Annotated in this window: 20 protein-coding genes and 1 other RNA gene; 6 read left to right on the top strand and 15 right to left on the bottom strand. The window is 63.7% G+C overall.

Annotated features, from left to right (window positions below):
• Nucleotides 1–2: 2 nt before the first annotated feature.
• From ACS5Q1_RS14255 to ACS5Q1_RS14220, 8 genes are all read right to left on the bottom strand, one after another.
• Nucleotides 3–1,436, bottom strand: a complete 1,434-nt coding sequence (locus ACS5Q1_RS14255; RefSeq protein ID WP_473098820.1) for a UDP-N-acetylmuramoylalanyl-D-glutamyl-2,6-diaminopimelate--D-alanyl-D-alanine ligase — start codon at nucleotides 1,434–1,436, stop codon at nucleotides 3–5.
• Entirely contained in the window at nucleotides 1,433–2,902 is a 1,470-nt protein-coding gene (locus ACS5Q1_RS14250; protein WP_473098818.1) for a UDP-N-acetylmuramoyl-L-alanyl-D-glutamate--2,6-diaminopimelate ligase, read from the bottom strand. Before ACS5Q1_RS14250 ends, ACS5Q1_RS14255 begins: the two co-directional genes overlap by 4 nt.
• On the bottom strand, nucleotides 2,899–4,665 hold the full coding sequence (locus tag ACS5Q1_RS14245) for a peptidoglycan D,D-transpeptidase FtsI family protein (protein WP_473098817.1): 1,767 nt from the start codon (nucleotides 4,663–4,665) through the stop codon (nucleotides 2,899–2,901). Before ACS5Q1_RS14245 ends, ACS5Q1_RS14250 begins: the two co-directional genes overlap by 4 nt.
• 5 nt (nucleotides 4,666–4,670) lie before the next feature.
• Entirely contained in the window at nucleotides 4,671–5,066 is a 396-nt protein-coding gene (gene ftsL, locus ACS5Q1_RS14240) for a cell division protein FtsL (RefSeq protein ID WP_473098816.1), read from the bottom strand.
• Nucleotides 5,063–6,112 (bottom strand): 16S rRNA (cytosine(1402)-N(4))-methyltransferase RsmH, encoded by a 1,050-nt coding sequence (gene rsmH, locus ACS5Q1_RS14235; protein WP_473098815.1) that lies wholly within the window; start codon nucleotides 6,110–6,112, stop codon nucleotides 5,063–5,065. Before rsmH ends, ftsL begins: the two co-directional genes overlap by 4 nt.
• On the bottom strand, nucleotides 6,109–6,606 hold the full coding sequence (mraZ, locus tag ACS5Q1_RS14230; RefSeq protein ID WP_114943002.1) for a division/cell wall cluster transcriptional repressor MraZ: 498 nt from the start codon (nucleotides 6,604–6,606) through the stop codon (nucleotides 6,109–6,111). Before mraZ ends, rsmH begins: the two co-directional genes overlap by 4 nt.
• Before the next feature lie 311 nt (nucleotides 6,607–6,917).
• Nucleotides 6,918–7,311, bottom strand: an RNA gene (gene rnpB, locus ACS5Q1_RS14225) — RNase P RNA component class A.
• A gap of 46 nt (nucleotides 7,312–7,357) precedes the next feature.
• Nucleotides 7,358–8,155, bottom strand: a complete 798-nt coding sequence (locus ACS5Q1_RS14220) for a transglycosylase SLT domain-containing protein (RefSeq protein ID WP_473098814.1) — start codon at nucleotides 8,153–8,155, stop codon at nucleotides 7,358–7,360.
• A 295-nt stretch (nucleotides 8,156–8,450) separates the two neighbouring features.
• On the opposite strand from ACS5Q1_RS14220, the gene ACS5Q1_RS14215 reads away from it, so the two are divergent.
• From ACS5Q1_RS14215 to ACS5Q1_RS14190, 6 genes are all read left to right on the top strand, one after another.
• Complete coding sequence (locus ACS5Q1_RS14215; RefSeq protein WP_203443055.1) at nucleotides 8,451–8,729, top strand: glycine zipper domain-containing protein; 279 nt, start codon at nucleotides 8,451–8,453, stop codon at nucleotides 8,727–8,729.
• 86 nt (nucleotides 8,730–8,815) lie between these two features.
• Nucleotides 8,816–9,541 (top strand): TerB family tellurite resistance protein, encoded by a 726-nt coding sequence (locus ACS5Q1_RS14210; RefSeq protein ID WP_203443054.1) that lies wholly within the window; start codon nucleotides 8,816–8,818, stop codon nucleotides 9,539–9,541.
• 4 nt (nucleotides 9,542–9,545) lie between these two features.
• Nucleotides 9,546–10,313: an N-acetylmuramoyl-L-alanine amidase gene (locus ACS5Q1_RS14205; protein WP_473098812.1), complete on the top strand. Its 768-nt coding sequence runs from the start codon at nucleotides 9,546–9,548 to the stop codon at nucleotides 10,311–10,313.
• Between the two features lie 195 nt (nucleotides 10,314–10,508).
• Nucleotides 10,509–11,948: an efflux RND transporter periplasmic adaptor subunit gene (locus ACS5Q1_RS14200; protein ID WP_473098811.1), complete on the top strand. Its 1,440-nt coding sequence runs from the start codon at nucleotides 10,509–10,511 to the stop codon at nucleotides 11,946–11,948.
• A gap of 10 nt (nucleotides 11,949–11,958) precedes the next feature.
• Nucleotides 11,959–12,681, top strand: coding sequence for an ABC transporter ATP-binding protein (locus tag ACS5Q1_RS14195; RefSeq protein WP_473098810.1), 723 nt, complete (start codon nucleotides 11,959–11,961; stop codon nucleotides 12,679–12,681).
• A complete protein-coding gene (locus ACS5Q1_RS14190; protein WP_473098809.1) occupies nucleotides 12,678–13,910 on the top strand; it encodes an ABC transporter permease in 1,233 nt (410 codons plus the stop codon). Before ACS5Q1_RS14195 ends, ACS5Q1_RS14190 begins: the two co-directional genes overlap by 4 nt.
• Before the next feature lie 253 nt (nucleotides 13,911–14,163).
• Here ACS5Q1_RS14190 and metH read toward each other — a convergent pair whose 3' ends face one another.
• The 7 genes from metH to ACS5Q1_RS14155 all read right to left on the bottom strand — a co-directional run bounded on the left by metH (nucleotide 14,164) and on the right by ACS5Q1_RS14155 (nucleotide 25,521).
• Nucleotides 14,164–17,922, bottom strand: coding sequence for a methionine synthase (metH, locus tag ACS5Q1_RS14185; protein WP_473098807.1), 3,759 nt, complete (start codon nucleotides 17,920–17,922; stop codon nucleotides 14,164–14,166).
• 101 nt (nucleotides 17,923–18,023) lie between these two features.
• On the bottom strand, nucleotides 18,024–18,926 hold the full coding sequence (metF, locus tag ACS5Q1_RS14180) for a methylenetetrahydrofolate reductase [NAD(P)H] (RefSeq protein ID WP_473098806.1): 903 nt from the start codon (nucleotides 18,924–18,926) through the stop codon (nucleotides 18,024–18,026).
• Nucleotides 18,926–19,939 carry an ArsR/SmtB family transcription factor gene (locus ACS5Q1_RS14175; protein ID WP_203444099.1) on the bottom strand — a complete coding sequence of 338 codons (1,014 nt, stop codon included), beginning with the start codon at nucleotides 19,937–19,939 and terminating at the stop codon, nucleotides 18,926–18,928. The genes metF and ACS5Q1_RS14175 overlap by 1 nt, the downstream gene beginning before the upstream one ends.
• Before the next feature lie 322 nt (nucleotides 19,940–20,261).
• Nucleotides 20,262–21,740, bottom strand: coding sequence for an AMP nucleosidase (locus ACS5Q1_RS14170; protein ID WP_203443047.1), 1,479 nt, complete (start codon nucleotides 21,738–21,740; stop codon nucleotides 20,262–20,264).
• A gap of 161 nt (nucleotides 21,741–21,901) precedes the next feature.
• Complete coding sequence (gene ettA, locus ACS5Q1_RS14165; protein WP_203443046.1) at nucleotides 21,902–23,554, bottom strand: energy-dependent translational throttle protein EttA; 1,653 nt, start codon at nucleotides 23,552–23,554, stop codon at nucleotides 21,902–21,904.
• Nucleotides 23,555–23,763: 209 nt separating this feature from the next.
• Nucleotides 23,764–25,107: an erythromycin esterase family protein gene (locus tag ACS5Q1_RS14160; RefSeq protein ID WP_473098804.1), complete on the bottom strand. Its 1,344-nt coding sequence runs from the start codon at nucleotides 25,105–25,107 to the stop codon at nucleotides 23,764–23,766.
• A 156-nt stretch (nucleotides 25,108–25,263) separates the two neighbouring features.
• Nucleotides 25,264–25,521, bottom strand: coding sequence for a hypothetical protein (locus ACS5Q1_RS14155; RefSeq protein WP_473098803.1), 258 nt, complete (start codon nucleotides 25,519–25,521; stop codon nucleotides 25,264–25,266).
• Between the last annotated feature and the right edge of the window lie 148 nt (nucleotides 25,522–25,669).

The raw sequence follows: 25,669 nt of genomic DNA, 5'->3' as shown, positions 1-25,669 counted from the left end.
GATCATCCTTTCAGCGCGTGGGCGGTCGGGCTCGCGCCGTAATGGTCTTTCAAAGCTTTGACAACCAGGGCCATCTTCATGCTGAGCGAGCCCTTGACGGTGACGGCATCACCGGGACGCACAGCCGCGCAGACCGCATCGACCAGTTCGGCGGAAGTCTGTGCATATGCTGCGACCTTCGCCTTCGGCAAAGCATCGACGAGGCTTTTCAGCAGGGGACCGGCGGCAAACAGCAAGTCGATCTTGTTCGCTTCGATCGCCTCTGCGAGTTCCGCATGCAGGCGCGGACCCGTCTCGCCCAATTCCTTCATGTCGCCGAGAACGGCGATGCGCCGCGCGCCGCGGCCGAGTTCGACGGCGCCGAGATTGGCGAGTGCCGCGCGCATGGAGGCCGGATTGGCATTGTAGCTCTCATCGATCAGCAGCACCTCACCGTCGCCGATGGTGAGCATGGTCCGCTCGCCGCGCCCGACCGGGGGCTTGAGTTCGGCGAAGGAGAGCGCCACCAGCGCAAGATCGGCGCCGAGCGCGTGGGAGGCTGCGACCACGCTCAAGGAATTGAGCGCGATGTGCCGACCCGCCGTGCCGATCTTGTAGGTCAGAGGCTGACCGAAGATCGTGGCATCGACCACGGAATGATCGGGCTTCACGATGATGCGGTGAGCGCGGATATCCGCCGCCTCGTGCTCGCCGAAGGTGATCACACGGCCTGCCGCGGATGCAGAGGCATGGGCGCGCATGCGCTCGAAATAGGCGTTGTCGCGGCTGATCACCGCCGTGCCGCCGGGCTCAAGGCCGGAAAAGATCTCGCCCTTGGCATCGGCGATGCCCCAGAGCGAGGGAAAGAACTCGATATGGACCGGCTCGACGGTCGTGATCACCGCCACATGCGGGCGCACCATGCCGGTCAGCGGCAAGATCTCGTAGGCGTGGTTCATGCCGATCTCGAACACGCCGAATGCGGTCTCGCGCGGCATCCGGGCCAGCGTCAGCGGCACGCCCCAATGATTGTTGTAGGACGCGACCGACGCATGCGTCGCGCCCTGGCGCGACAATGCGAGGCGCATGGCCTCCTTCGTGCCGGTCTTGCCGACGGAGCCGGTGATGGCAACGATCTTCGCATCGGTGCGCTTGCGCGCGGCACGGCCCATCTGGCGCATGGCCTCGAGTACGTCCGGCACGACGATGAGCTTGTCGGAGCCTTGAAAGGCAGGAGCCTTTTCCTCTGACACGACGGCGGCAGATGCGCCTTTATCCAGCGCGGCCCGCACGAAATCGTGCCCGTCATGAACGTCGCCCTTGATGGCGAAATAGAGATCGCCCGGCTCCAGCGTGCGCGTATCGATGGACGCGCCTGTGCCTTTCGCGAAGCCGGCGCCGATGCGGGCGCCGGTGGCGGCTGCGATCTCGTCTCGTGTCCAAAGGGGCGAATTCATCCCTGCCTCTCCGCAATGGCCGCCCGGACCTCGTCGTGGTCCGAGAACGGCAGGGTCCGGTCGCCGATGATTTGGCCCGTTTCATGGCCTTTTCCGGCCACGACCAGAATATCGCCTCCGCGAAGCTCGTTCACGGCCGTGCGGATGGCTTGAGCCCGATCGCCGATCTCACGGGCGCCGGGCGCAGCTTTGAGAACTTCGGCGCGGATTGCGGCCGGGTCTTCCGAGCGAGGATTATCATCCGTGACGATGACAACATCCGCCTTGTCGGAGGCAATGCGTCCCATGAGCGGGCGCTTGCCACGATCCCTATCGCCGCCGCAGCCGACGATGCAGACGAGACGTCCCTTGACGAAGGGACGCAGGGCATCGAGCACATGGGCGAGCGCATCAGGCTTGTGCGCGTAATCGACGATGCAAATGGCACCGTCCACCTCGCCGACCTGCTCCAGACGGCCGGACACGCCCTTGAGAGACTTGAAGCCCTCGAACACCTCTGCCGCCCTGCTCTCGCCTTCGACGGCGAGCACGAGGCCTGCGGCGACAAGCGCGTTCTCAACCTGGAAGGCTCCGAGAAGCGGCAGGGTCGTCCGGATGGTTTTCCCAAAGGCCTCGACTGTCAGCGCCTGCGTGAAACCTTCTGCGCGGGCTTCGACGAGACGAAGCGTCTCGCCCATACTGCCGGTGGTGACGAGCTTCAGACCGCGATTCCGCACGCCTTGCAGGAAGACATCGGCATAAGGCCCGTCTGCGTTGATGACGGCAGGCGCATCGCCTGGCAGAAGAGTGTCGAACAGGCGCATCTTCGCCGCCGCATAGGCTTCCGTCGTGGCATGGTAATCGAGATGATCGCGGCCGAGATTGGTGAAACCCGCAGCATCCAAATGCACGCCGTCGAGTCGGCGCTGATCGATGCCGTGCGAGGAGGCTTCCATGGCAAGCCGGGTCACACCATCATTCGCCAGACGGTCGAAGCTCTCGTGCAGGGAAATCGGGTCGGGCGTCGTGAGCGAGCCATAGGCCGCTCCATCCGACGTGATGATGCCGAGCGTGCCGACGCTGGCGGATTTGTGTCCCAGATGGGCGAACAGCTGGCGCGCGAAATCGGCCACCGAGCTCTTGCCGCTGGTGCCCGTGACGGCGACGATCTTTTCCGGCTGCTTCGGATAGAATCGTGCGGCCGCAAGCGCCAGCGTGCGGCGCACATCGTCCACCTGAACATAAGCGATATGATCCGACAGGTCCGACGGACGCTCCGCCTCGCCGACAATGGCGACGGCGCCTGCCGCCACGGCCTGCGGCACGAAGCTCATGCCGTCCACCTTCGTGCCGGGCATGGCGAAGAACAGGGTGCCGGGCTCCACCTTGCGGCTGTCGGAAGCGATCTTCGAAATGGCGAGAGGGGCATGCTCATGCCCCTGCGCCAGATCGACAAGATCGCCGAGATGCATGGTCCGCGCGCTCATCGGTTGCTGCCCCAGGCGCCGAGGCGCGACATCAGCGGGAACGGCTGCGCCGGCGGCTCGAAGCGCGGCGGCACACCGAGCAGCGGCGCCACGCGCTCGATCACGTTGCCGGTCACGGGGCCTGCGTTCCAGCCTGCGGTCGAGAAGCCATAGGTGCCTTCCACCGCCTGCGGCTCGTCCATGATGGTGAGGAACACGTATTTCGGCTTGTCGGCCGGAACGACGGCGGTGAAGGTGGTGAAGTTCTTGTTCTTGGCGTAGCGGCCGTTGATCACTTTCTCGGCGGTGCCGGTCTTGCCGCCGACGAAGAAGCCCGCGACGGAGGCGGAGCCCGCCGAGCCTTCCGGGGTCGATGCGTTGAGGCGCATCACATAGCGCATGGCCTCGCTCGTCTCGGGCTTCAGAACCTGCAGCGCGTTCTGGCGCGCTTCGGCCTCGTTGCGTTTGAGAACGGTCGGCTTGATCAGCACGCCGCCATTGACCAGCGCGCCGACAGCCATGAGCGCCTGGAGCGGTGCGACCGCGAGGCCGTGGCCGAAGGCGATGGTCATGGTGTTGAGCTCGCCCCAGCGCGGCGGAATGATCGGCAGGGCGTTTTCCGGCATCTCGGTTTCGAGACGCGAGAGCTGGCCCATCTTGCGCAGGAACGTCTTGTGTCCCTCAACGCCGATGCCGAGCGCCATGCGCGCGGTGCCGATGTTGGAAGAATGCACGAATACTTCCGGCGTGCTGAGAACGCGCCGCGTCGGGTGGTAATCGCCGATGGTGAAGCGGCCATAGCGCAGGCCCGAGCGCGCATCGAAGGTCGAGTTGATATTGTACTTGCCGGAATCGAGCGCCATCGCGACCGTCAGGGCCTTGAAGGTCGAACCCATCTCGAACACGCCGACATTGATGCGGTTGATCCGGTCCTTGTCGAGCGCATCGACCGGGTTGTTCGGGTCGTAGTCCGGCAGCGACACGAGGGCGATGATCTCGCCGGTGTTGACGTCAAGAATCGCGCCGGCGGTGGCCTTGGCCTTGAACTTCGCCATGCCCTTGGCAAGCTCGTCGCGCAGCGCGTGCTGCACGCGCAGATCGAGGGAAAGCTGGATCGGTTTCAGGTCGGCGGCGGAGATGTTGAATCCTGCACCGTTGAGATCCTGCAGGCCCATGCTGTCGATGTATTTCTCGATGCCGGCGATGCCCACATTGTCCACGTTGGCGAAGCCGAGCACGTGCGCGGCCGCCTCCGCGTTCGGATAGACGCGCTTGTTCTCCGGCAGGAAGCCGATGCCGGGAATGCCGAGGCGATGCACCTCCGCCTGCTGGCGCGGCGTGATCTCGCGCTTGACCCAGACGAAGCCCTTCTTGGTGCCGAGCTTGTTGCGCAGATCCGTGGCGTCGAGGTCGGGCAGAACGGCGGTCAAGAGTTCGACCGCCTCGTCCTTGTCGACGATGTTGCGCGGCTCGGCGAAGACGGAGACCATCTTCACGTCAGTGGCGAGGATCTCGCCGTTGCGGTCGACGATGTCGGGACGCGCAGCGGAAATCTCGGAAGACGCGACGCGGCGCATCTCGCTGGTGTTCTCGCTGGTAACCGCGAGATAGACGAGGCGTCCGCCAATGAGACTGAACAGTCCGACGAAGCAGGCCGCCGCAAGGCCGACGCGTGATGTGCTCTTGTCGTGACGCAGACGAAACAGCTCGCGGGCGTGACCGAGCACACCACGTTTCTGTATGGGTTTCTTATCCTGCCATTCGGTTTGGGGCTCTTGCAACACGAGGCTCACCGTCTCGGGGTTTGGGTCGTCGGGGTGCGGGCGTCCGAATTCTTGTCCTTCGGCGTCGATGTCGGCCCGAGAAGCCCGAGCGCTTCGAGCTTGCGGCCGATCTCGTCCTCACGCGAGGGACGGTTCGGCAGGTCGGACAGGCGCGCGAGCTGCTGGATCTTCAGGGGCTGGAGATCGAGATGCTTGTCGGCGGCTTCCTGCAGACGGTCGGGGCGGTCGAGATATTGCCATTCGGCCTGCAGCACCGCGATGGCTTCGCGCTCGCGCTGCACCTTGGATTTCAGCTTCGCGACCTGCTCGGCATAATAGAGCGTGTCGTACTTGATCGAATAGGCATAGCCTGCCGATGCGATGAGAACAGAGATCGCAATGATGTGGAGCAGCCGGATCATCGGCGCCCTCCCCGTTTTTCAGCCGTCTGCGGCAGCTCGGCCAGCATGGTGATGGCGCTCAAAGGCTCCTGCGGCGGCGTGTCGGTGCGTGCACCGGCCCGCAGCTTCGCGGAACGCGCCCGCGGATTGCGCGCCATTTCCTGCTCGCTCGGTCCAACAGGACCTCTGGTGATCGCATCGAAAGTGGGCTCCGGTGCGGCAGCCGTCGGCAGATGGCGCGAGCCGGTGGCCGCGCGCCCGGTACGGGCAGCGAAGAACTGCTTCACGATGCGGTCTTCGAGCGAATGGAACGTGACGACGACGAGACGACCGCCGGGCTTCAGAATGCGCTCAGCCGCGTGCAGCGCGCGCACCAATTCGCCGAGTTCATCGTTGACCGCGATGCGCAGGCCCTGGAACACGCGTGTCGCCGGATGGATGCCGCCAGGCTCCTGCCGGATCAGCGAGGCGACGAGATCGGCCAGCTGGCGCGTGGTTTCGAACGGCTGGCGGCGGCGCATCTCGATGATGGCGCGGGCGACCGCGCGGGCGCGACGCTCCTCGCCGTAATGGTAGAAGATGTCGGCAAGCTCGGCCTCGGATGATTCGTTGATGAGATCGGCCGCGCTCGGGCCGCTTTGCTCCATGCGCATGTCGAGCGGGCCCTCGTTGCGGAACGAGAAGCCGCGCTCGGCCTGATCGAGCTGCATGGACGACACGCCGATATCGAGCACGACACCGTCGACGCTCTCGAAACCCTGCGATTGCGCAAGTTCATCGAGATCGCCGAAGCGACCGGGAACGAGCATCAGGCGCTTCTTGAACTTGACGGCAAGGGAAGCCCCGCCCGTGATCGCATCGGGATCGCGGTCGATCGCAACAACCTTGTTCTGGGGATGCCCATCGAGAATGGCGCGGGTATATCCGCCGGCGCCGAACGTGCCATCGATGAATGTGCCGCCGCGCTTCACATCAAGCGCCGTGCACACCTCCTCCAGGAGAACAGGAACGTGACGGGACGGTCCGCCAGCGGCTCCGGCTCCTGGGCCGTCGCCGCGTCCCATCATCGTTCCCGTACGCCTGGTGAGGTGTTCTGCACTAACCTTGGCTCCATAACTCGACTTCCCAATGCTTTCTTCAGGTCTCGGACCTTCGTGCGCGCCTCCTCCAAGTGCGCACGGAAACGCTCGGGCTCCCAAATCTGGAACTTGTGACCGAGTCCGACGAACGTCACCGTATCGCCAATCCCGGCATGCACTTTTACCGTATCCGTCAGGATGACACGCCCTTCCGGATCGACTTTCAGAATCTCGCTTGTCCCGAACAACGCCGTCGACAGCTGATCCCGCTCGTCCGAATAGGGCGACAGCGTCGACAAGAACGCATCGATCTCGTTCAGAAGCGTATTGCCGCCTGCGTCCAAGGCCTGCGCATCCAGCGCCGGATGAACGTAGAGCCCCTCGAATCCGTCCCTGGCCAACACGGCCCGGAAGGATGCTGGGATCGAGACGCGACCCTTCGAATCCAACTTGTTGGTGAAATTGGACACGAAGCGGTTCATTGGCCGCAGCTCGCACGCTCCTGATTGTCAGCCCCAAGGCAGATCTTGAGGATCCGCCACCCGCAGCCGGTGATGACGCTACTTTCAGAAGCAGGGTGTCAGCATTTCTTGAGTGCTTGACGCCCCCTTCGGAAGACACCGTCGACGGGATGATTTGGGATAACATGGGATACTATGGGCGTCAACGGAACGGAGGTGGAGCACACGCCTCATGGCATGCTCTCTCCATGAGACGCATTTACGGTTAATGAATCGTAAGCAGAGCAAAGGTTTGCTCCGCTTTCCTGCAAATTTCAGGCCTGTGGAAAGATGGGGTCAGCCGGCCTATAAGCCGGGTTCTGTAGAGCCCAAAGTCTAAGACCTTGGACGTGGCGACCATTCCTCTGGGACGGTCATCGCTGACCGCCTCAAGCAACCAACCCGGACGACGAGCCTGGAAGCAGGCCTGGCGCGAACGCCTGTCGTCCCTATTCGGTTTTGCTCCTGGTGGGGTTTACCTTGCCGTCCGCATTGCTGCGTCCGCGGTGCGCTCTTACCGCACCCTTTCACCCTTACCCCGAGATCCGAGAACCTTTGCGGGGCGGTCTGCTCTCTGTGGCACTTTCCCTGGGGTTTCCCCCGCCGGACGTTATCCGGCACCTTGCTTCCATGGAGCCCGGACTTTCCTCCCCGAGATGAACTCGAAGCGGCCGCCCGGCCAGCTGACGGTAGGGATGTGGTGCAAAAGGCAGCCCCGCGTCAAGGCCGAAGGTTAATCGGCCGCGGCCGTCAACACCTTCACCTTGGCGCAATAGGCGCGCGATGCACCCGTCATGGCCTGCGTGCGGTGACCGAACTGATAGCGCAGGATGGTGCCGCAGGTGTCACCGCCGGCGAGCTTGTACGCCTTGGCAAGATATTTCAAACCGTAACGGAGATTGGTTTCCGCATCGAGAAGGCCCGTTGCCGGACCCTGATAGCCGAGCGATTGCGCAGTGCGGACATTGATCTGGGTCAGGCCCATGTTCGGGCCGTTGCGGGCGCCGGCATTGTAGCGGCTCTCGAGTCGGATCACGGCATCCGCCAGCTCATAGGGCAAGCCGTTCTCGGATGCATAGCGGACGATCAGCGGCTTGATCGCATTGCCACGAACGGCGTCGGATTGCCGGAGCTTCAGCCTGGCATCCATTGGCGTTGATGGAAGCGAAGCGGTCTGGTTGCCAGCCTCCTCTTCGTCCGACGAAGCGGCAGCCTTTACGGCATTCTTGGACTGGGATTTGCCATCCTGAGCCTTGTCGGCCTTGGCCGCGATAGAGTTGTCCTTTGGCTTCTTCTTGTCCGATCCCTTGGCGGCCTTCGCAGGCTTCTCGGACTCGGCTGCCGCGGCGGTTTCTTCCTCGGCGACGGCTGCAGCCTCGGCGGCCGCAGCATTCAGGAATTCCTCGGCCTTGTCGGGGGAAATGACGTTATCGGCATTCCCTCCCTCCGCCCGGGCCTCTGCAGCCAAGATCAGTGCCGCGGCACCAAGAAACGCAATCGCGAGGGGTCTGAGCAGATGTTGCCAAGTCAAACCGAGACTCCAGCCGGCATAAATCGGAAGGCGCGGTCGGTGACGGCCAAATAAGGCGAAGATGTGGCTCCGCAGGCCGCATATTTGTTCAGAAAACGTTCAAGCTTGACCGTGTTCCCTCTACGCTGCCTGGCTTTGCGGCCTCGATTCTAGCCTCGGCCGAATTTGAAAATTTTTCGACAGCTTATCCGGAATGGGGAGGAACTCTTTCTCCTCCCGGGAGTTGGCGACAGCGTAAGGTCAAGCTAAACAGGAATGGGCAGCCTACAGCCCGCTCAACAACAGGGAAGCCTCCATGAAGAAGATCATGACAGCCATTGCCGCCGGTGCCCTCACCCTCTCGATGGCAGCCTGCAATACCCCCGGCGAGCGCGCAGTCGGTGGCGCGGCGATCGGCGGCCTTGCCGGTGCGGCCATTGGCGGTGCAGCCACGGGCCGTGGCAGCGGCGCTCTGGCGGGTGCGGCCATCGGTGCTGCCGGTGGCGCGATCGTCGGCGCGGCAACCACTCCGGCTCGCCCGGCCTGCCCCTACGGCACGTATCAGGACGTCTACGGCAACGTTTACTGCCGCTGATCGCGCATTCGGGACCGAATTCAGGGGTCGGGACATTCCCGGCCCCTTTTCTTTTGCCTGCACTTGAGCGTACGACTAATCGCAAGATGATTCAGTCGATTTGGGGTAAGCTGGGTGGCGCTGGCATCGGGCTCGCATTGGGCGGGCCGATCGGTGCTCTCCTGGGCGGTGTGGCAGGCCACGTTCTCATTGACCGCGAGGGCGCTCCTTTCGGAAAGCCGCCGCGCGATGTGCTGTTCACCATGGGTCTCGTGGCGCTCGCCGCCAAGATGGCAAAGGCCGACGGCGTCGTGGTCGATGTCGAGGTCAGGGCCTTCGAGCAGATCGTCGAGGTGCCGGAAAACGAGCACAGCAAGGTCGAGCGCCTGTTCAACCTCGCCATGCAGACCTCCGATGGTTTCGAGGCCTATGCCCGCCAGATCGGCGACGAATTCAAGGAAGAGCCTGCCCTGCTCGAGGACGTGCTCGACGGCCTGTTCCACATCGCCAAGGCGGACGAGGCGATCCACGAGGCCGAGTACGTCTATCTCAGGGACGTGGCGACGATCTTTTCCTTCTCTGACAAGGATTTCGAGCGCATCGCGGCGCGCCATGTGCGGCGACCGGATGATCCCTATCTCATCCTCAAGGCCGACCGGGGCATGAGCGACGAGGAGCTCAAGCGGCATTACCGCAGGCTCGTCGCCGAAAACCATCCCGACCGGGAGATCGCCCGCGGCCTGCCGCCCGAAGCCGTGAAGATCGCAACCGAGCGCGTGGCCGCCATCAACGCCGCCTGGGAACGCATCGCCGCCGAGCGGAACCTCAGGTGACGGCATGAGCGCTCTTTCCCCGGAAAGCCCGGTCGCCGGCAAGGTGTTTCCGTCGCCCAACCATGGGGAGCGCAAGGACGGCCAGCGCCCGAGCATGCTCATCCTCCACTACACGGGCATGCCGGACGAAGGCGAAGCCCTGCAATGGCTGTGCAATCCGGTTTCGCAGGTCTCGGCCCATTACTTCGTGTTCGGCGACGGGCGCGTTCTCCAGCTCGTGCCTGAGATGCGCCGGGCCTGGCATGCGGGCCTCTCCTATTGGGACGGCGAGGCCGGCATCAATTCCAGCTCCATCGGCATCGAGATCGCCAATCCCGGCCATCCGGGCGGCCTTCCCTCCTTCCCCGATGCGCAGATCGAAAGCGTTGCCGCACTGGCCAAGGACATCGTCTCCCGCTGGCGCATTCCCGCGACCCGGGTGCTCGGCCATTCCGACGTCGCGCCCGGCCGCAAGGTCGATCCGGGCGAGCTTTTTCCCTGGCAGCGCCTGCACGAGGCTGGTGTCGGCCACTGGGTCACTCCTTCCGCCACGAGCGACGGCCGCTTCTTCTCGCGCGGCGATCAGGGCATGCCCATCGAAGCCCTGCAGGCGATGCTTGCCATGTATGGCTACGGCGTGAAGATCAACGGTGTCTTCGACGAGGACACGGAAAAGGTCGTCGCCGCCTTCCAGCGCCATTTCCGGCCCGAGCGCGTCGACGGCGTGGCGGATGCCTCGACCATCATGACCCTGCGCAACTTGATCGCCACGCGGCCACAGCTTGCCGCATGACAAAGAGTTAACTCGTAACGTCCCGGAAAATCGGCCACAATCACCCTTCATGACATCCTGTGTCAGAGCATCGGACCTAAAAGTGGAAACCACTTTTAGGATCAATTCGATGCTCATCTATTGGAAGAGCGCATCGTTCGGAGCGGAAAACCGGATCCACTTTTCCGCACGATGCGCAGGAGAGAGGGTTTTTCGGTGCGTCGCGTCTGGTTGTTGGTGATCGGCATCTTGCTCGTGGCAGGGACGGCCGGCTTCGTGCTGTGGAAGCCGACGGGCGGCAATGCCTCCGATCAGGCCTATCGCCTCGGCACGGTGGATCGCGGCCCGATCACGGCAAGCGTGCGCGCCACCGGCACGCTCAATCCCGTCACGACGGTGCTGGTCGGCTCCCAGCTTTCCGGTCAAGTGGTCGAGATCCTGGCCGACTACAACACGCCCGTGAAGGAAGGCCAGGTGGTGGCCCGCCTTTACGCCGAGCAGATCAAGTCGCGCCGCGACGCGGCGCTGGCAGATCTTGCCCAGGCGAGAGCCGATCTCGAGACCAAGCGCGCGCAGATCGACAAGGCGCGCTCCGCCCTGCAGCGCTCCGAAGCCCAGGCGAACGACCTTGCCGCGCAGCGTGACCGGGCGCAGGCGCAGCTGACGGAAGCGCAGCGCAATCTCGACCGGCAGCGTGAACTCACCACCCGTGCGGTGGGAACGCAGACGGCGCTGGAACAGGCCGGAACGCAGCTCGACATTCAGAAAGCGAACCTCACATCGGCCGAAGCGCAGATCGCCTCCAACAAGGCGGAGACGGAAGGCCTCAAGGCGGACCTCGCGCTGGCCGAGGCCGGCGTCAAGTCGGCCGAGGCGATCATCCTGCAGCGGCAGGCGAAGCTCAAGGACATCGAGATCGATCTTGCCCGCACGGACATCAAATCCCCGGTCGAGGGCGTCGTGGTCAAGCGCGACATCGAACTCGGCCAGACCGTCGCCGCATCCCTCTCCGCCCCGACCCTGTTCACCATCGCGCAGGATCTGCGCGAGATCGACATCTACGCCAATATCGATGAGGCGGATGTGGGCCGTCTCAAGGACGGGCAGAAGGTGAGCTTCACCGTCAACGCCTATCCGAACCGCACCTTCGAGGGCAGCGTGCGCATGGTGCGCCTCTCCGCGCAGACGGTCCAGAACGTGGTGACCTACACCGCCGTCATCGGCGTGAGGAACCTGGATCAGGCACTTCTCCCCGGCATGACGGCGAACCTCCAGATCGTCACGGACGAGCGCGAGGACGTGCTGCGCGTTCCGAATGCGGCTCTGCGCTATCGGCCGAGTATCGCTGTCGCTTCAGCTGAATCCAAAACCGTTGCGCAGAACGGACAGTCGCCGCGGCGGCGCGCGCGCAACCAGGATACGGAAGCACAGCTGGACGAAGGCACCAGCGGACGCATCTACATTGTCGGGCAGGACGGAAATCCGCAGGCGGTGCATGTGCGGCTCGGCGTGACGGACGGGGCCTATACCGAGATTATGCGCGGCGATGTGCAGGAAGGCGCTGCGATCATCGTCGGAGCCCAGCGCGCCGATGCGGCGGAGGATGCGAACGGCTCGTCGTCGAACCGCCGCCCACGTCCGCCACGCATGTTCTAAGGAGCACGATGTGGCTCTCATCGAAACGCGCGATCTGAGGCGGGTCTACGATCTCGATGCCGGTCGTGTCGTGGCCCTCGATGGCGTTTCCCTCGACATCGAGAAGGGCGATTTCGTCGCCGTCATGGGTCCGTCCGGCTCGGGCAAATCGACGTTCATGAATCTCGTCGGCTGCCTCGACAAGCCGACCGGCGGCCATTACCGGCTCGCCGGAACCGCCGTCGAAAGCCTCGACGCCGACGGCTTGGCACGTCTGCGCAACCGCGAGATCGGCTTCGTCTTCCAGCAGTTCAACCTGCTGCCTCGCGTCGATGCACTCGGCAACGTGGAATTGCCGATGATCTATGCGGGCTTCGACCGCAGGACACGCCGCGAGCGCGCCCTGCAGGCGCTTGGCCGTGTCGGCCTTGCCGAGCGCGCGCATCACCGGCCGATGCAATTGTCCGGCGGACAGCAGCAGCGCGTCGCGATTGCGCGCGCGCTCGTCAACGGCCCGAGCCTGCTGCTCGCCGACGAGCCGACCGGCGCTCTCGACAGCCGCACGGCGAACGAGATCTTGGGCCTGTTCCAGGAGCTCAACCGCGAGGGTGTGACCATCGTGCTCGTCACGCACGACGCGGAGGTAGGACGCCACGCGCACCGCCTCGTGCGGTTCCGGGACGGGCGCGTGATCGAGGATCACCGCCAGATCCCGGTCGATGCGCGCGCACTCACGCAGGAGGCCGCGGAATGAGACTGATCGAAGCCATCCGCTCCGCGCTCTCGGCCATCATGGCGAATGCCCTGCGCAGCCTGCTCACCATGCTCGGCATCGTCATCGGTGTCGCGGCCGTCATCGCCATGGTGGCGATCGGTTCGGGCGCACGCAATCTCGTCGACCAGCAGATCCGCTCGCTCGGCGCCAACCTCGCCATCGTCACGCCCGGAAACGTGACGCAGGGCGGGGCGCGGCTCGGCGCGGGCGCGGCCTCATCGCTGACCGACGACGACGCGCACGCGATACGGCGCGAGGTCGACGGCGTGGTGGCAGCAGCGCCCTTCGTGCAGGGCGGTGCGCAGGTTGTGGCCGGCGGCAGCAACTGGGGCACGCGCATCTACGGCATCGATCTCGACTGGTTCTCCGCCCGCGAATGGGATGTCGCCACCGGCCGCACCTTCGATCCGGAAGAGGTTCGTCGCGGCGACATCGTCATCCTGCTCGGCCAGACGGTGGCCAAAAATCTCTTCGGAGAGGACGATCCCATCGACCGGATCGTGCGCGTGCGCAACGTGCCCTTCCGGGTTATCGGCGTGATGGCGCCGAAGGGCCAATCGGCCTTCGGCCAGGACCAGGACGACGTGGTTTTCGTGCCGCTCGATGCCGGTCGCCGCCGTGTGATCGGCCGCAACTATGCGAAAGACGGTTCCGTCGGCTCGATCTTCGTAAAATTCGCCAATGAGAGCGACATCGAACCAGGTATCGAGAGCATGACGGAGCTCTTGCGCCAGCGGCACCGCATCAACGGCGATCAGGAGGACGATTTCTCGATCCGCAACCTGACCGAGATCGCCAACACCGCCTCCGCCTCCGCCAACACCCTGTCCATGCTGCTCGCGGCTGTTGCGGCCGTGTCGCTGCTCGTCGGCGGCATCGGCATCATGAACATCATGCTGGTCTCGGTGACCGAGCGCACCCGCGAGATCGGGTTGCGTCTGGCGGTGGGCGCGCGCCCGCGCGACATCCTGAGCCAGTTTCTGATCGAGGCGACGACGCTCTCCACCATCGGCGGAGCCCTCGGCATCGGTCTCGGCGCAGGCGCTGCCTATCTGGTCGCGCAACTCGCCGGCTGGCCTTCGCTCGTGTCAACCAACGCCATCATCCTTGCAGTCGGCTTCTCGGCGCTGGTGGGCATCTTCTTCGGGTTCTATCCGGCGCAACGCGCGGCGAAGCTCGATCCCATCGAGGCGCTGCGGCGGGAGTGATATCTTACGCGTGTCATCCCGGACGAGCGAAGCGAAGGTCCGGGATCGCCTGCAGGATAAAGCGCTACCAAGCCCTCTCCCTCCTTGTGGGGGAGAGTTGGAGAGGGGGGTGTGAGCGCTGACCTGTCAGGCTCCGGCGCCAGCACCCCCCTCCCTAGCCCTCCCCCACAAGGAGGGAGGGGACTCTCGCGCTATTCTCGTGAGACGATCCCGGATCGGCTTCGCCGTCCGGGATGACGCACGTGGTGCGGAGCTACTCCGCCGCCATGACGCGATAGCTTGCCGGATCGTAGTTGAGGATCGGGGCGAGCCAGCGCTCGACTTCCGCCACGCTCATGTCCTTGCGCGCCGCGTAATCCTCAACCTGATCGCGCTCGACCTTGGCGACGCCGAAATAGTAGGCGTCCGGATGCGACAGGTAGAGGCCCGACACGGAGGAGCCCGGCCACATGGCGTAGGATTCGGTCAGCGTCACGCCGATGCTGCGCTCGGCGCCGAGCAGGCTGAACAGCGTCGCCTTCTCCGTGTGATCGGGCTGAGCGGGATAGCCGGGCGCCGGGCGGATGCCCTGGTACTCCTCGCCGATCAGGCCTTGGTTCGAAAGGCTCTCATCCGCGGCATAGCCCCAGAACTCCTTGCGCACACGCTCGTGCATGCGCTCGGCGAAGGCTTCCGCGATACGGTCGGCGAGCGCCTTGACCATGATCGAGCGGTAATCGTCGTTGGCGCGCTCAAAGCGCTCCGCGATGCGCACTTCCTCGATGCCGGAAGTCACCACAAAGGCGCCGATCCAGTCGGGCTTTCCGCTCTCGGCCGGGGCGATGAAATCGGACAGGCAGAGATTGGGCTTGCCGTCGCGCTTCGAGAGCTGCTGGCGCAGGCCGTGGAAGGTTGCAAGCTGCTCTGAGCGGCTCTCGCCGGTAAAGAGACGGATATCGTCGCCGACTGTATTGGCAGGCCAGAAACCGATCACCGCCTTCGGATTGAACCAGCGCTCGTCCACGAGCTGCTTGAGCATGTCTTGAGCATCCTCCCAGAGCTGGCGCGCGGCCTCGCCCTGCTTCTCGTCTTCGAGGATTGCCGGGAAGCGGCCTTTCAGCTCCCAGGTCTGGAAGAACGGCGTCCAGTCGATATAGGGCACGAGTTCACCCACATCGTAGCTGCGGAACACGCGCGCACCGGTGAAGGTGGGCTTAGGCGGCTGATAGGCCGACCAGTCGATGGCAAGCCTGTTGGCGCGCGCCTTCTCGATGGACAGACGCTGCTTGTCGGCCTCGGAGCGCGCATGCGCATCGGCCACCTTGCGGTATTCGGAGCGCAGGGTGTCCACATAGCCGTCCCTCATCTCGGGCGAGAGCAGCGAGGACACGATGCCGACCGCGCGGCTCGCATCCGTCACGTAGACGGCCTGGCCCTTGTTGTAGTTCGGGTGGATCTTCACCGCCGTGTGCACGCGGCTCGTGGTGGCGCCGCCGATGAGAAGCGGAATGTCGAAGCCCTCCCGCTCCATCTCGCTTGCCACGTTCACCATCTCGTCGAGGGACGGCGTGATGAGGCCGGAGAGGCCGATCACATCCACCTTCTCCTTGCGCGCCGTCTCCAGGATCTTCTGAGCCGGCACCATGACGCCGAGATCGAGAACCTCGTAATTGTTGCAGGCGAGCACGACGCCAACGATGTTCTTGCCGATATCGTGCACATCGCCCTTCACGGTCGCCATCAGCACCTTGCCGGCGGCGGAACGCTCGCCACCGCCGCCATTGGCTTCCTTCTCCGCCTCCATGAACGGCATGAGATAGGCAACGGCCTGTTTCATGACGCGGGCAGACTTCACCACCTGCGGCAGGAACATCTTTCCGGCACCGAAAAGATCGCCCACCACGTTCATGCCGGCCATGAGCGGGCCTTCGATCACGTGCAGCGGACGCTCGGCCGATTGGCGCGCCTCTTCGGTGTCCTGCTCGATGAACTCGGTGATGCCGTTGACGAGGGCATGCTCGATGCGCTTCCCGACCGCCCAGGAACGCCATTCGAGATCGGCGGCCTTGACGGCGCCCGCGCCGTCGCCCTTGAAGCGGGGTGCAGCCTCCAGCAAGCGTTCCGTTGCATCGGGACGGCGGTTGAGCACCACGTCCTCGCAGAGCTCGCGCAGTTCCGGATCGATCTCGTCGTAGACGGCCAGCTGGCCGGCATTCACGATGCCCATATCCATGCCGACCTTGATGGCGTGGAACAGGAACACGGAGTGCATGGCCTCGCGCACCGGCTCGTTGCCGCGGAACGAGAACGAGAGGTTCGACACGCCACCCGAGATATGCGCATGCGGCAGCGTCTCGCGGATGATCCGCGTCGCCTCGATGAAGGCGACGCCGTAGCCGTTATGCTCCTCGATGCCGGTCGCGACCGCGAACACGTTCGGATCGAAGATGATGTCTTCCGGCGGGAAGCCGACCTCTTCGGTCAGGATCTTGTAGGCGCGCGTGCAGATCTCGACCTTGCGCTCCAGCGTGTCCGCCTGACCCTGCTCGTCGAAGGCCATGACGACGACAGCCGCACCATAAGACCGGCAGATCTTCGCTTGCTCGATGAAGGATTCCACGCCCTCCTTCATGGAGATCGAGTTCACGATGGCCTTGCCCTGGATGCATTTGAGGCCGGCTTCGATCACATGGAACTTGGAGGAATCCACCATCACCGGCACGCGGGCGATATCGGGCTCGGCCGCAACGAGGTTGAGGAACTCGACCATCGCCTTTTCGGAATCGAGCAGGCCCTCGTCCATGTTGACGTCAATGATCTGCGCGCCATTCGCGACCTGATCGCGCGCCACGTCGAGGGCGGCGGCATAATCGTTGTTGGTGATGAGCTTGCGGAACTTGGCCGAGCCCGTGACGTTCGTGCGCTCGCCCACATTCACGAAAGTGATGTCGGAGGTGAGGTTGAAGGGTTCGAGACCCGACAGGCGCATGAGCGGCTTCATCTTCGGCACCGAGCGCGGTGCCTTGCCGGCGACAGCCTCCGCGATGGCGCGGATGTGATCCGGCGTCGTGCCGCAGCAGCCGCCGACCACGTTGACGAGACCCGCGTCGGCGAATTCCGCCAGCATCTTGGCGGTCGCCTCGGGGCGCTCGTCGTAGAGGCCGAACTCGTTGGGCAGGCCCGCGTTCGGATAGGCGCAGACCAGCGTGTCGGCGACCTTGCCGATTTCCTGGATATGCGCGCGCATTTCACGTGCGCCGAGCGCGCAGTTGAGGCCGATGGAGAACGGCTCCGCGTGCCGCACCGAATGCCAGAAGGCTGTGGGCGTCTGGCCCGAGAGCGTACGGCCGGAGAGATCCGTGATTGTGCCCGAGATCATGATCGGCAGCTTCACGCCCTTCTCGGCGAAGACCTGATGCGTCGCGACGATGGCCGCCTTGGCGTTGAGCGTATCGAAGATCGTCTCGATCAGGATGATCTCGCAACCACCGTCGATCAGTCCCCTCACCTGATCGGCATAAGCGTCGCGCACCTGATCGAAGGTCACGGCGCGATAGCCAGGATTGTTCACGTCCGGCGAGATCGAGAGCGTGCGGTTCGTCGGACCGATGGCGCCGGCGACGAAACGGCGACGGCCGTCTTCCTCTTGCGCGATGAGAGCGGCCTCCCGCGCGAGCCGTGAGCCCTCGAAATTCAGGTCGTAGACGATCTCCTCCATGCCGTAATCAGCCTGGGCGATGGAGGTACCGGAGAAAGTGTTGGTCTCGACGATGTCCGCGCCGGCACGGAAATAGTCGAGATGCACATTGCGGACCGCATCCGGCTGCGTGAGGATCAGAAGGTCGTTGTTGCCCTTGACGTCCTGCTTCCAGTCCTTGAAGCGCTCGCCTCTGAAATCCTCTTCCGAAAAGCGCGAGCGCTGCAGCTCCGTTCCCATCGCACCGTCGAGCACGAGGATCCGCTTCGAAGCGGCTTCGCGGAGCGCCTTGATCACGTCAGTGCCATTGGCGGGGCGAGGAATATACGCAGCCATTCGATCTGTTCTCGTTTCACCGCAGCCGAGTTGTTCGACCGTCGGCGCAATTTCTGTAGGACACACACAAAGAATGCCCGGCGAACCGGGCACCTGAAAACTTAAGCCGCGACCTTCACGCTCTGATCGCGCAGCCCGAGCAGATGACAGATGGCATAGACCAGATCGGCGCGGTTCATGGTGTAGAAATGGAACTCGTTCACGCCGCGATCGACGAGGTCGATCACCTGCTCGGCCGCAACGGCGGCGGCGACGAGCTTGCGGGTCTCGACATCGTTGTCCAGGCCTTCGAAGCGGGCGGCGAGCCAATCGGGCACGCTCGCGCCGGTCTTCGATGCGAAGTTCGCCGTCTGCTTGAAATTCTGCACGGGCACGATGCCGGGCACGACGGGAATGTCGATGCCGCGCGCACGGACGCGGTCGAGATAGCGGAAGTAATGGTCGTTGTCGAAGAAGAACTGGGTGATGGCCCGGTCCGCGCCGCAATCGACCTTCGCTTGCAGTACGTCGATATCCGCATCGAGCGAAGCGGCTTCGGGATGCTTCTCCGGATAGGCGGAGACGGAGACTTCGAAATCGCCGATGGCCTTGATGCCGGCGACGAGATCGCAGGTCTGCTGATATCCGCCGAGATGTGGAGTGTAGGCCGTGCCGATGCCGGAGACCGGATCTCCGCGCAAAGCCACGATATGGCGCACGCCCGCATCCCAGTAGGACTGAACAACCTCGTTCACCTCCTCCTTCGTTGCGGCGACGCAGGTCAGATGCGCGGCAGGCTTGAGATGGGTTTCCTGCACGAGACGCGAGACCGTAGCGTGCGTGCGCTCGCGGGTAGACCCGCCAGCGCCATAGGTGACGGAAACGAATTGCGGATTGAGCGGAGCCAGACGCTGAATGGAAGACCAGAGCGTCGTCTCCATCTCGGGCGTCTTCGGCGGGAAGAATTCGAAGGACACCTTGATCGGACAGGAGATCTGCCGGCTGGGGCGAAGGAGCGGTGACATCAGGCGACCTCTCTGTCGGGTTCACTCAAAGGCCAATCCGTCACCACACGGCGATCCTGGCCAAGCCAAAGGGATACGGTCAATTGCTCGTCACCCGTCCGTGGCGGAGCGATCTCCCGGTTAAGCGTGCAATCGAGCCCCGCCTCGTCGAGCCAGCCGGCAACCTGGGCAGGCGCGAAGCCGAGGCGGCGATGGGCCTGCGCTTCACGCAGGAACTCGAGATTGTGAGGCGCGAAATCTACCACGAGAATCCGTCCACCCGGCGCGACGAGGCGCGCGGCCTCCCGGATCGCCCGGGCCGGGTCGTCGAGGTAATGCAGCACCTGATGGATGACGACGAGGTCGAAGGTGTTGCGCGGGAACGGGGGCGCATAGATGTCCCCCTGCCGCAATTCGATGCCCCTCAGACCCGCCTTCTCGAGATTGGCACGTGCCACTGACAACATGGCGTGACTGGCATCGAGTCCGACCGTCCGACTGGCACGCGGTGCCAGCAATTGCACCATGCGGCCGGTGCCGGTGCCGAGGTCGACGAGATTGCGGATCCTGGCCGGTCCCAGGGCATCCAGAACCGCCGCCTCGACCACTGCTTCGGGAGCATGAAGGGAGCGAATGCGGTCCCAATCCGGCGCCAGGCGGGAGAAGAAGGCTTGCGCCGCCTGCGAGCGCTGGGCCCGCACGGCCTCAAGCCGGGTGCGATCCTCCAGCAATTGCGGATCGGACCGGTCGAGGCTTTCCAGGGTCGGTCGGATGATGCGCAGGGCCACGCCCCGGTCGGTAAGGCGGAAGAAGGCCCAGGCCCCTTCCCGGTGCCGTTCCACGAGACCGGCCTCGACGAGAAGCTTCAGATGGCGGGAAATGCGCGGCTGGGATTGCCCGAGGATGTCCGTGAGGTCGGAAACGGAGAGTTCCCCTTCCGTCAGCAAAGCAAGGATCCGCAGGCGCGTTTCCTCGGCGGCGGCCCGCAGGACGTCCAGGGTCAGATCCAGCGATGGAGACGGGGTGTCAGGCACAGCCAAATCTCGCTCTTCCAAATCTCGCTCTTACATATAAAGATATATTTATATCTATTTTGAAGAGAGGGCAAGCGGAGGCTTGGCCTCGGGGGCGACCATCGTTGTCATTTCCGGCCGGAGCGTCAGCGGAGGGGAAGAGAAACCATAGCGCTGAGCGTATGAGTGGATCCCCTTCCCTCGCTGCGCTCGCCGGGGATGACAATCGTGACGTCATGGCCGGGTTTATTCCAGCCATGAGGGGAAAGCGCTGCGCCTCATTCAAGCGAGATCACCGGCACAAGGCCGGTGATGACGAGGCGGCTGCCGATGAATCGGCTGCTTAGCGGAACGGCGGTTCGTCGAAGCTGCGCAGCTTGCGGGAGTGCAGCGAGGACCGCTGGCCTTTCAGGATGTCGAGCGCCGCCAAGCCGATCATGAGGTGCTCGCTCACGGCACGCTCGTAGAAGGCGTTGGCCGCGCCCGGCAGCTTGATCTCCCCGTGCAGGGGCTTGTCCGAGACGCAGAGCAGCGTGCCGTAAGGGACGCGCAGGCGATAGCCCTGCGCCGCGATGGTGCCGCTTTCCATGTCCACCGCGATGGCGCGGGACAGGTTGATCTGGCGCCGCTCCTGGCTCCAGCGCAGCTCCCAGTTCCTGTCGTCATAGGTCACGACCGTGCCGGTGCGCAGGCGCCGCTTCAGCTCCTCGCCCCGCTCGCCGGTGACCTGAACAGCCGCGTCCTGCAGGGCGACCTGGATCTCGGCGAGCGCCGGGATCGGGATCTCCGGCGGGACGGCGCTATCCAGAATGTGGTCGCGCCGAAGATAGCCGTGGGCGAGCACGTAATCGCCGATGGACTGCGACTGGCGCAGGCCTCCGCAGTGGCCGACCATGAGCCAGCAATGGGGCCGCAGCACCGCCAGGTGATCGGTGATGTTCTTCGCATTCGATGGGCCAACACCGATATTGACCAGGGTCACCCCATGCCCGTCCTTGCGCATGAGGTGGTAGGCCGGCATCTGGAAACGGTGCCAGGGCGATGAGCCGATCAGCTCCTCGACCACGGCCTCATCGAGCCCTCGTTCGATGGTGATGCCGCCCGGCAGGACGAGCCGGGTAAAGGGCCCCTCCTCGTTCGCCAGCTCCTTCACGGCCCAGCGGATGAACTGGTCCACATAGCGGTGATAGTTGGTGAGCAGGATCCAGGGCTGGGCGCAACGCCAGTCGCTGCCGGTGTAATGCACAAGGCGGCGCAGCGAATAATCCACCCGGGCCGCGTCGAACAGGGCCAGCGGCCGAGGCTCGTCCTCATGGAAGATCCAGGTCCCGTCGGCAATCTCATCGCCCACCTTGGCAAGAAGCGGGGTTGGGAAATGCTGGGCGAGTTCGGAGGCGGAATGTGCCCCCCGACCCAGCTCGTCGCCGCGCTCGAAGACGTAAGGGTAAGGAATCTCCTGGTCGCTGACGCCCACCTCCATGGTGGCCCCGTAATCGCGGACGAGATAGTTCAGCTGCTCCAGCAGATAGCTTCGGAAAAAGGCCGGCTGGGTGATGGTCGTCGCATAGACGCCAGGCCCCTGGAACTTGGCATAGGCGCGCTGCTTGACGGGCGGCAGAGAGGCCGACCGGTAATCAAGGCGCAGTTCCGGATAGCGGAAGCGGGATCGCTCGAAGGGCGTGGGCGGCGTGCCGGTGGCGAAAAAATGCTCCAGAGCCTGGCGCTGCGCCTCGATGGCGCTGTCATGGAGCTCGATCAGCCGCTCGACGGCTTCTTCAGGGGTGGCAACGGATTGGAAGGTGGAGATGTGATCGACTGGCACGTGGACTCTCTTCTTATGTCTCGTGCCTCAAAGGTCATACACTGTTTCGTTGAAGAACCCAACTGGGTTGATTCAATTCGCGTCGGCGAGCCTGGGCAAAGAAAAGGCGGAGGGCCTCAAGAGCCGCATCCGCCTTTCCCAAATCTGTCCTGTGAGAAGGATTACCGCGAGAACTTCTTGTACTTGATCCGGTGCGGGATCGTGGAATCCGTGCCGAGGCGGCGCTTCTTGTCCTCCTCGTAATCGGCGAAGTTGCCCTCGAACCATTCCACATGGCTGTCGCCCTCGAAGGCGAGGATGTGGGTGGCGATACGGTCGAGGAACCAGCGATCGTGCGAGATGATCACGGCGCAACCGGCATAATCCTCCAGCGCCTCTTCGAGCGCGCGCAGGGTATCCACGTCGAGGTCGTTGGTCGGCTCGTCGAGGAGCAGGACGTTGGAGCCCGACTTCAGGATCTTGGCGAGGTGCACGCGGTTGCGCTCGCCGCCCGAGAGCACACCGACCTTCTTCTGCTGGTCGGACCCCTTGAAGTTGAAGGCCGAGCAATAGGCGCGGGCATTGATCTCGCGCTTGCCGAGATAGAGAACCTCGTTGCCGCCCGAAATCTCCTCATAGAGGGTCTTGTTGGCATCGAGGGAATCGCGGCTCTGATCGACATAGCCGAGCTTCACGCTCTCGCCGATCTGGATCGATCCCTCGTCCGGCTGCTCCTGCCCCGTGATCATGCGGAACAGCGTGGTCTTACCGGCGCCGTTCGGGCCGATGACGCCGACGATGCCGCCCGGCGGCAGCTTGAAGGACAGGCCGTCGATGAGAAGCTTGTCGTCGAAAGCCTTCTGGAGGTTGTCGAACTCGATGACGTTGTTGCCGAGGCGCTCGGCGATCGGGATGATGATCTGGGCGGTCGTAGGGCCCTTCTCGCTGGCCTTGGCCACGAGGTCCTCATAACGCTGGATACGGGCCTTCGACTTGGCCTGACGGGCCTTCGGCGAGGCCGACACCCACTCGCGCTCACGCTCGATGGTGCGCTGGCGCGATTCTTCCTCGCGGCCCTCCTGCGCGAGGCGCTTCTGCTTCTGCTCGAGCCAGGACGAGTAATTGCCCTCGTAGGGAATGCCCCGGCCGCGGTCGAGCTCGAGGATCCAGCCCGTCACGTTGTCGAGGAAGTAGCGGTCGTGGGTGACGATCAGGATCGCGCCCGGATAATTGCGCAGATGACCTTCGAGCCAGGCAGTGGTCTCGGCGTCGAGATGGTTGGTGGGCTCGTCGAGGAGCAGAAGTTCCGGCTGCTCCAGGAGCAGCTTGCACAGGGCCACGCGGCGACGCTCACCGCCCGAGAGCTTGTCCACGGACCAGTCGTCCGGCGGGCAGCGCAGGGCGTCCATGGCCTGATCGACCTGGGAATCGAGATCCCACAGGCCCTTGGCCTCGATCTCGTCCTGGAGACGGGTCATCTCGTCCGCCGTCTCCTCGGAATAATTCATAGCGAGTTCGTTGTAGCGGTCGAGGATCGCCTTCTTGGCGGCCACGCCTTCCATGACGTTCTCGCGGACATTCTTCGACGGGTCGAGCTGGGGCTCCTGCGGCAGGTAGCCGACGCGGGCGCCCTCGGCGACCCAGGCCTCGCCGGTCCAGTCCGTATCGGTGCCGGCCATGATGCGCAGCAGCGTCGACTTACCGGCGCCGTTGACGCCGAGCACACCGATCTTGGCATCCGGGTAGAAGGAGAGATGGATGTTATCCAAGACCTTCTTGCCGCCCGAATAGGTCTTGGAGAGGCCACGCATGTGGTAGATGAACTGACGGGACACGGGAAAAGCCCTGCTGATGTGATGGAGTTGAATGGAGTTGCGCGTCAGTTAGCAGGGGTGGCCTGCCGGAGCAAGGCGGATGGATGTCGCCCATCCTTTCGCGGTCATCCCGGACGGCAGAGCCGATCCGGGATCGTCGGCAGGATCAAGCGCCATTCTCGTCATGCGATCCCGGGTTCCGCTTCGCCGCCCCGGGATGACGGCTGCCGTTAGAGCCCAAACGGATAGGTCTCCGGCATACCCTTGCCATGGGCATGGGTGAGCGGGGTTACCGCGCTGGTCTCCTCGAACCAGACGAAGGCGTCGAACTGCTCTGCCAGAATGGCCTCGAAGTAATGGCTGTAGAGTTCCGTCTCCGGCCTATAGATCACTCCGATGGCCCGCTCCAAGCGTGGCCGGGAGAGAATCTCCGTCAGGTCTGTCTGGCCGGTCTCGCGCCAGTCGGTCAGGAAACAGCCGAGGTCCGTACCCCGGAAAATGCGCTCGTGGCTGTCCGGCCGGACGGGTCGCACATCCTTGACCTGCATCGGTTCGTCCCAGTTGTCCGCTGCCGCCACCGTGCCGCGATCGGTTCCGAAGCCGATCAGCACGGCCTCATTGCGGTAGGCCTTGCGGCTAAGCTCGCCGATGTTGAACTCGCCCTGCCATCCCATGGCCGTGGCAGCGGCATTGCCGATGTGGGAATTATGGGCCCAGATGACCGCCTTGGCGTTGTCGCGTCGCGCGAGGAGGCTTTGCAGGGTCTCGAACATGTGCCTGTCGCGCAGGTTCCAGGATTCCGTCGCGCCCTCATACATGATCCGATAATAATGCTCGGCCGCATGAACGATCTTGGCGTTCTGCACCGCATCGAAGAATTCCTCGCCGCCATCGGCCTGAAGATACTCCAGACGCTTGTCGAGAATATCCTGGAGCTGGCGCAGCAGCGCTTCGTCGCAAGGCTTCTTCTGCCCGGTCAGGACAGCCCGGCCGTATTGCGCAGGATCCGACTGCCAGGGACTGAGACAACCATAGCGCCCCCTCGCCTCTTTGGCGTCCTCCGGATTGACTTTATCGAGATAGTCCAGCACGGAGCGGATGGAAGCGTTCAGACTGTAAACGTCGAGGCCACGGAACTCGGCGCGTTCGTCCTCCCCTCGCTCCTTGTTGTACGCGCGCATCCAGTTGACGAAATCGGCGACCTCCTCATTGCGCCACATCCAGGTGGGGAAACGCTGGAAGGCGGCATCGTCGCCATTGGGAACATGGCGATGGCGGACATAAGCATCGATGCGCGCCGCATCCGGCCAGTCGGCTTCGACGGCAACGATGGAAAAACCGTGATGCTTTATCAGGCGCTTCGTGATGGCGGCTCGCGCCCGGTAGAATTCCGATGTGCCATGGGTGGCTTCACCGAGGAGCACGACCTTGGCATCGGCAAAGCGATCGAACATGGCGCCGAAGGCTTCTTCATCGGCAATTGACGGCAGGGATTCCCCATGCTCGCGCACCAGATCGATTGCTTCCCTGATGGAGGCATCGTTCTCGCTCTGCTTCCAGGACAAGCGTGCCATGGCTTTCATCTCTCATTGAACCAGGCACAATTGCCCGGCTCCGCCGGAGAACGATGGCGGGAGACGGCTTGTTCCAGACGATGGGCGTGCCTGATGGAAATGCAAACGGCCGGAGATGCCCTCTTCGGCCGCTTTCATTTGGTGGATGAGGAGCGCTTACCAGTAGAAGTAGAAGTGCTCTGCCTTCAGGTCCTTCATCTGGATGTTGGCCAAGGTCAGTTGATCATCGCCACCGAGCCATTCGCCCTTACCGAGATCCATGACGACGTTCTTGCCTACTTGCTTCATGTGCGGCTTGAGCGTGTTGAAATCGACGATGCTGGAATGGTTGATATCATGGCGGATCAGCAGCATCTCGCCCTGCTTGACCTTGAAGTCATAGACGATGTCCTGACCCATGTCCGAGTTGAACACGTAGCGATCGGACCCCGTGCCGCCCCAGAGCTTGTATGGGGCTGTTTAAGTCAAGAGCTGATTCATCAGTTTTAGTTTTGGTCTGCGTGTCCTCCAGTTGAGTGGAACCTAGCGGAGGCGGGACATGCAACAACCCGAGGGGAGCTGG

It is taken from the genome of Microvirga sp. GN3 (assembly GCF_055792825.1).
The sequence above is the reverse complement of the archived record's forward strand: the minus strand, read 5'-3'. Positions and strand labels throughout refer to the sequence as shown.

Excerpts from the sequence above, each read along its gene's own strand:
- metH (WP_473098807.1), bottom strand. The coding sequence starts at position 17,922 with ATGGCTGCGTATATTCCTCGCCCCGCCAATGGCACTGACGTGATCAAG.
- ACS5Q1_RS14210 (WP_203443054.1), top strand. The coding sequence starts at position 8,816 with ATGATTCAGTCGATTTGGGGTAAGCTGGGTGGCGCTGGCATCGGGCTC.
- ACS5Q1_RS14215 (WP_203443055.1), top strand. The coding sequence starts at position 8,451 with ATGAAGAAGATCATGACAGCCATTGCCGCCGGTGCCCTCACCCTCTCG.
- rsmH (WP_473098815.1), bottom strand. The coding sequence starts at position 6,112 with ATGATGGGACGCGGCGACGGCCCAGGAGCCGGAGCCGCTGGCGGACCG.
- ftsL (WP_473098816.1), bottom strand. The coding sequence starts at position 5,066 with ATGATCCGGCTGCTCCACATCATTGCGATCTCTGTTCTCATCGCATCG.
- mraZ (WP_114943002.1), bottom strand. The coding sequence starts at position 6,606 with ATGAACCGCTTCGTGTCCAATTTCACCAACAAGTTGGATTCGAAGGGT.
- metF (WP_473098806.1), bottom strand. The coding sequence starts at position 18,926 with ATGTCACCGCTCCTTCGCCCCAGCCGGCAGATCTCCTGTCCGATCAAG.
- ACS5Q1_RS14250 (WP_473098818.1), bottom strand. The coding sequence starts at position 2,902 with ATGAGCGCGCGGACCATGCATCTCGGCGATCTTGTCGATCTGGCGCAG.
- ACS5Q1_RS14190 (WP_473098809.1), top strand. The coding sequence starts at position 12,678 with ATGAGACTGATCGAAGCCATCCGCTCCGCGCTCTCGGCCATCATGGCG.
- ACS5Q1_RS14205 (WP_473098812.1), top strand. The coding sequence starts at position 9,546 with ATGAGCGCTCTTTCCCCGGAAAGCCCGGTCGCCGGCAAGGTGTTTCCG.
- ACS5Q1_RS14255 (WP_473098820.1), bottom strand. The coding sequence starts at position 1,436 with ATGAATTCGCCCCTTTGGACACGAGACGAGATCGCAGCCGCCACCGGC.
- ACS5Q1_RS14160 (WP_473098804.1), bottom strand. The coding sequence starts at position 25,107 with ATGGCACGCTTGTCCTGGAAGCAGAGCGAGAACGATGCCTCCATCAGG.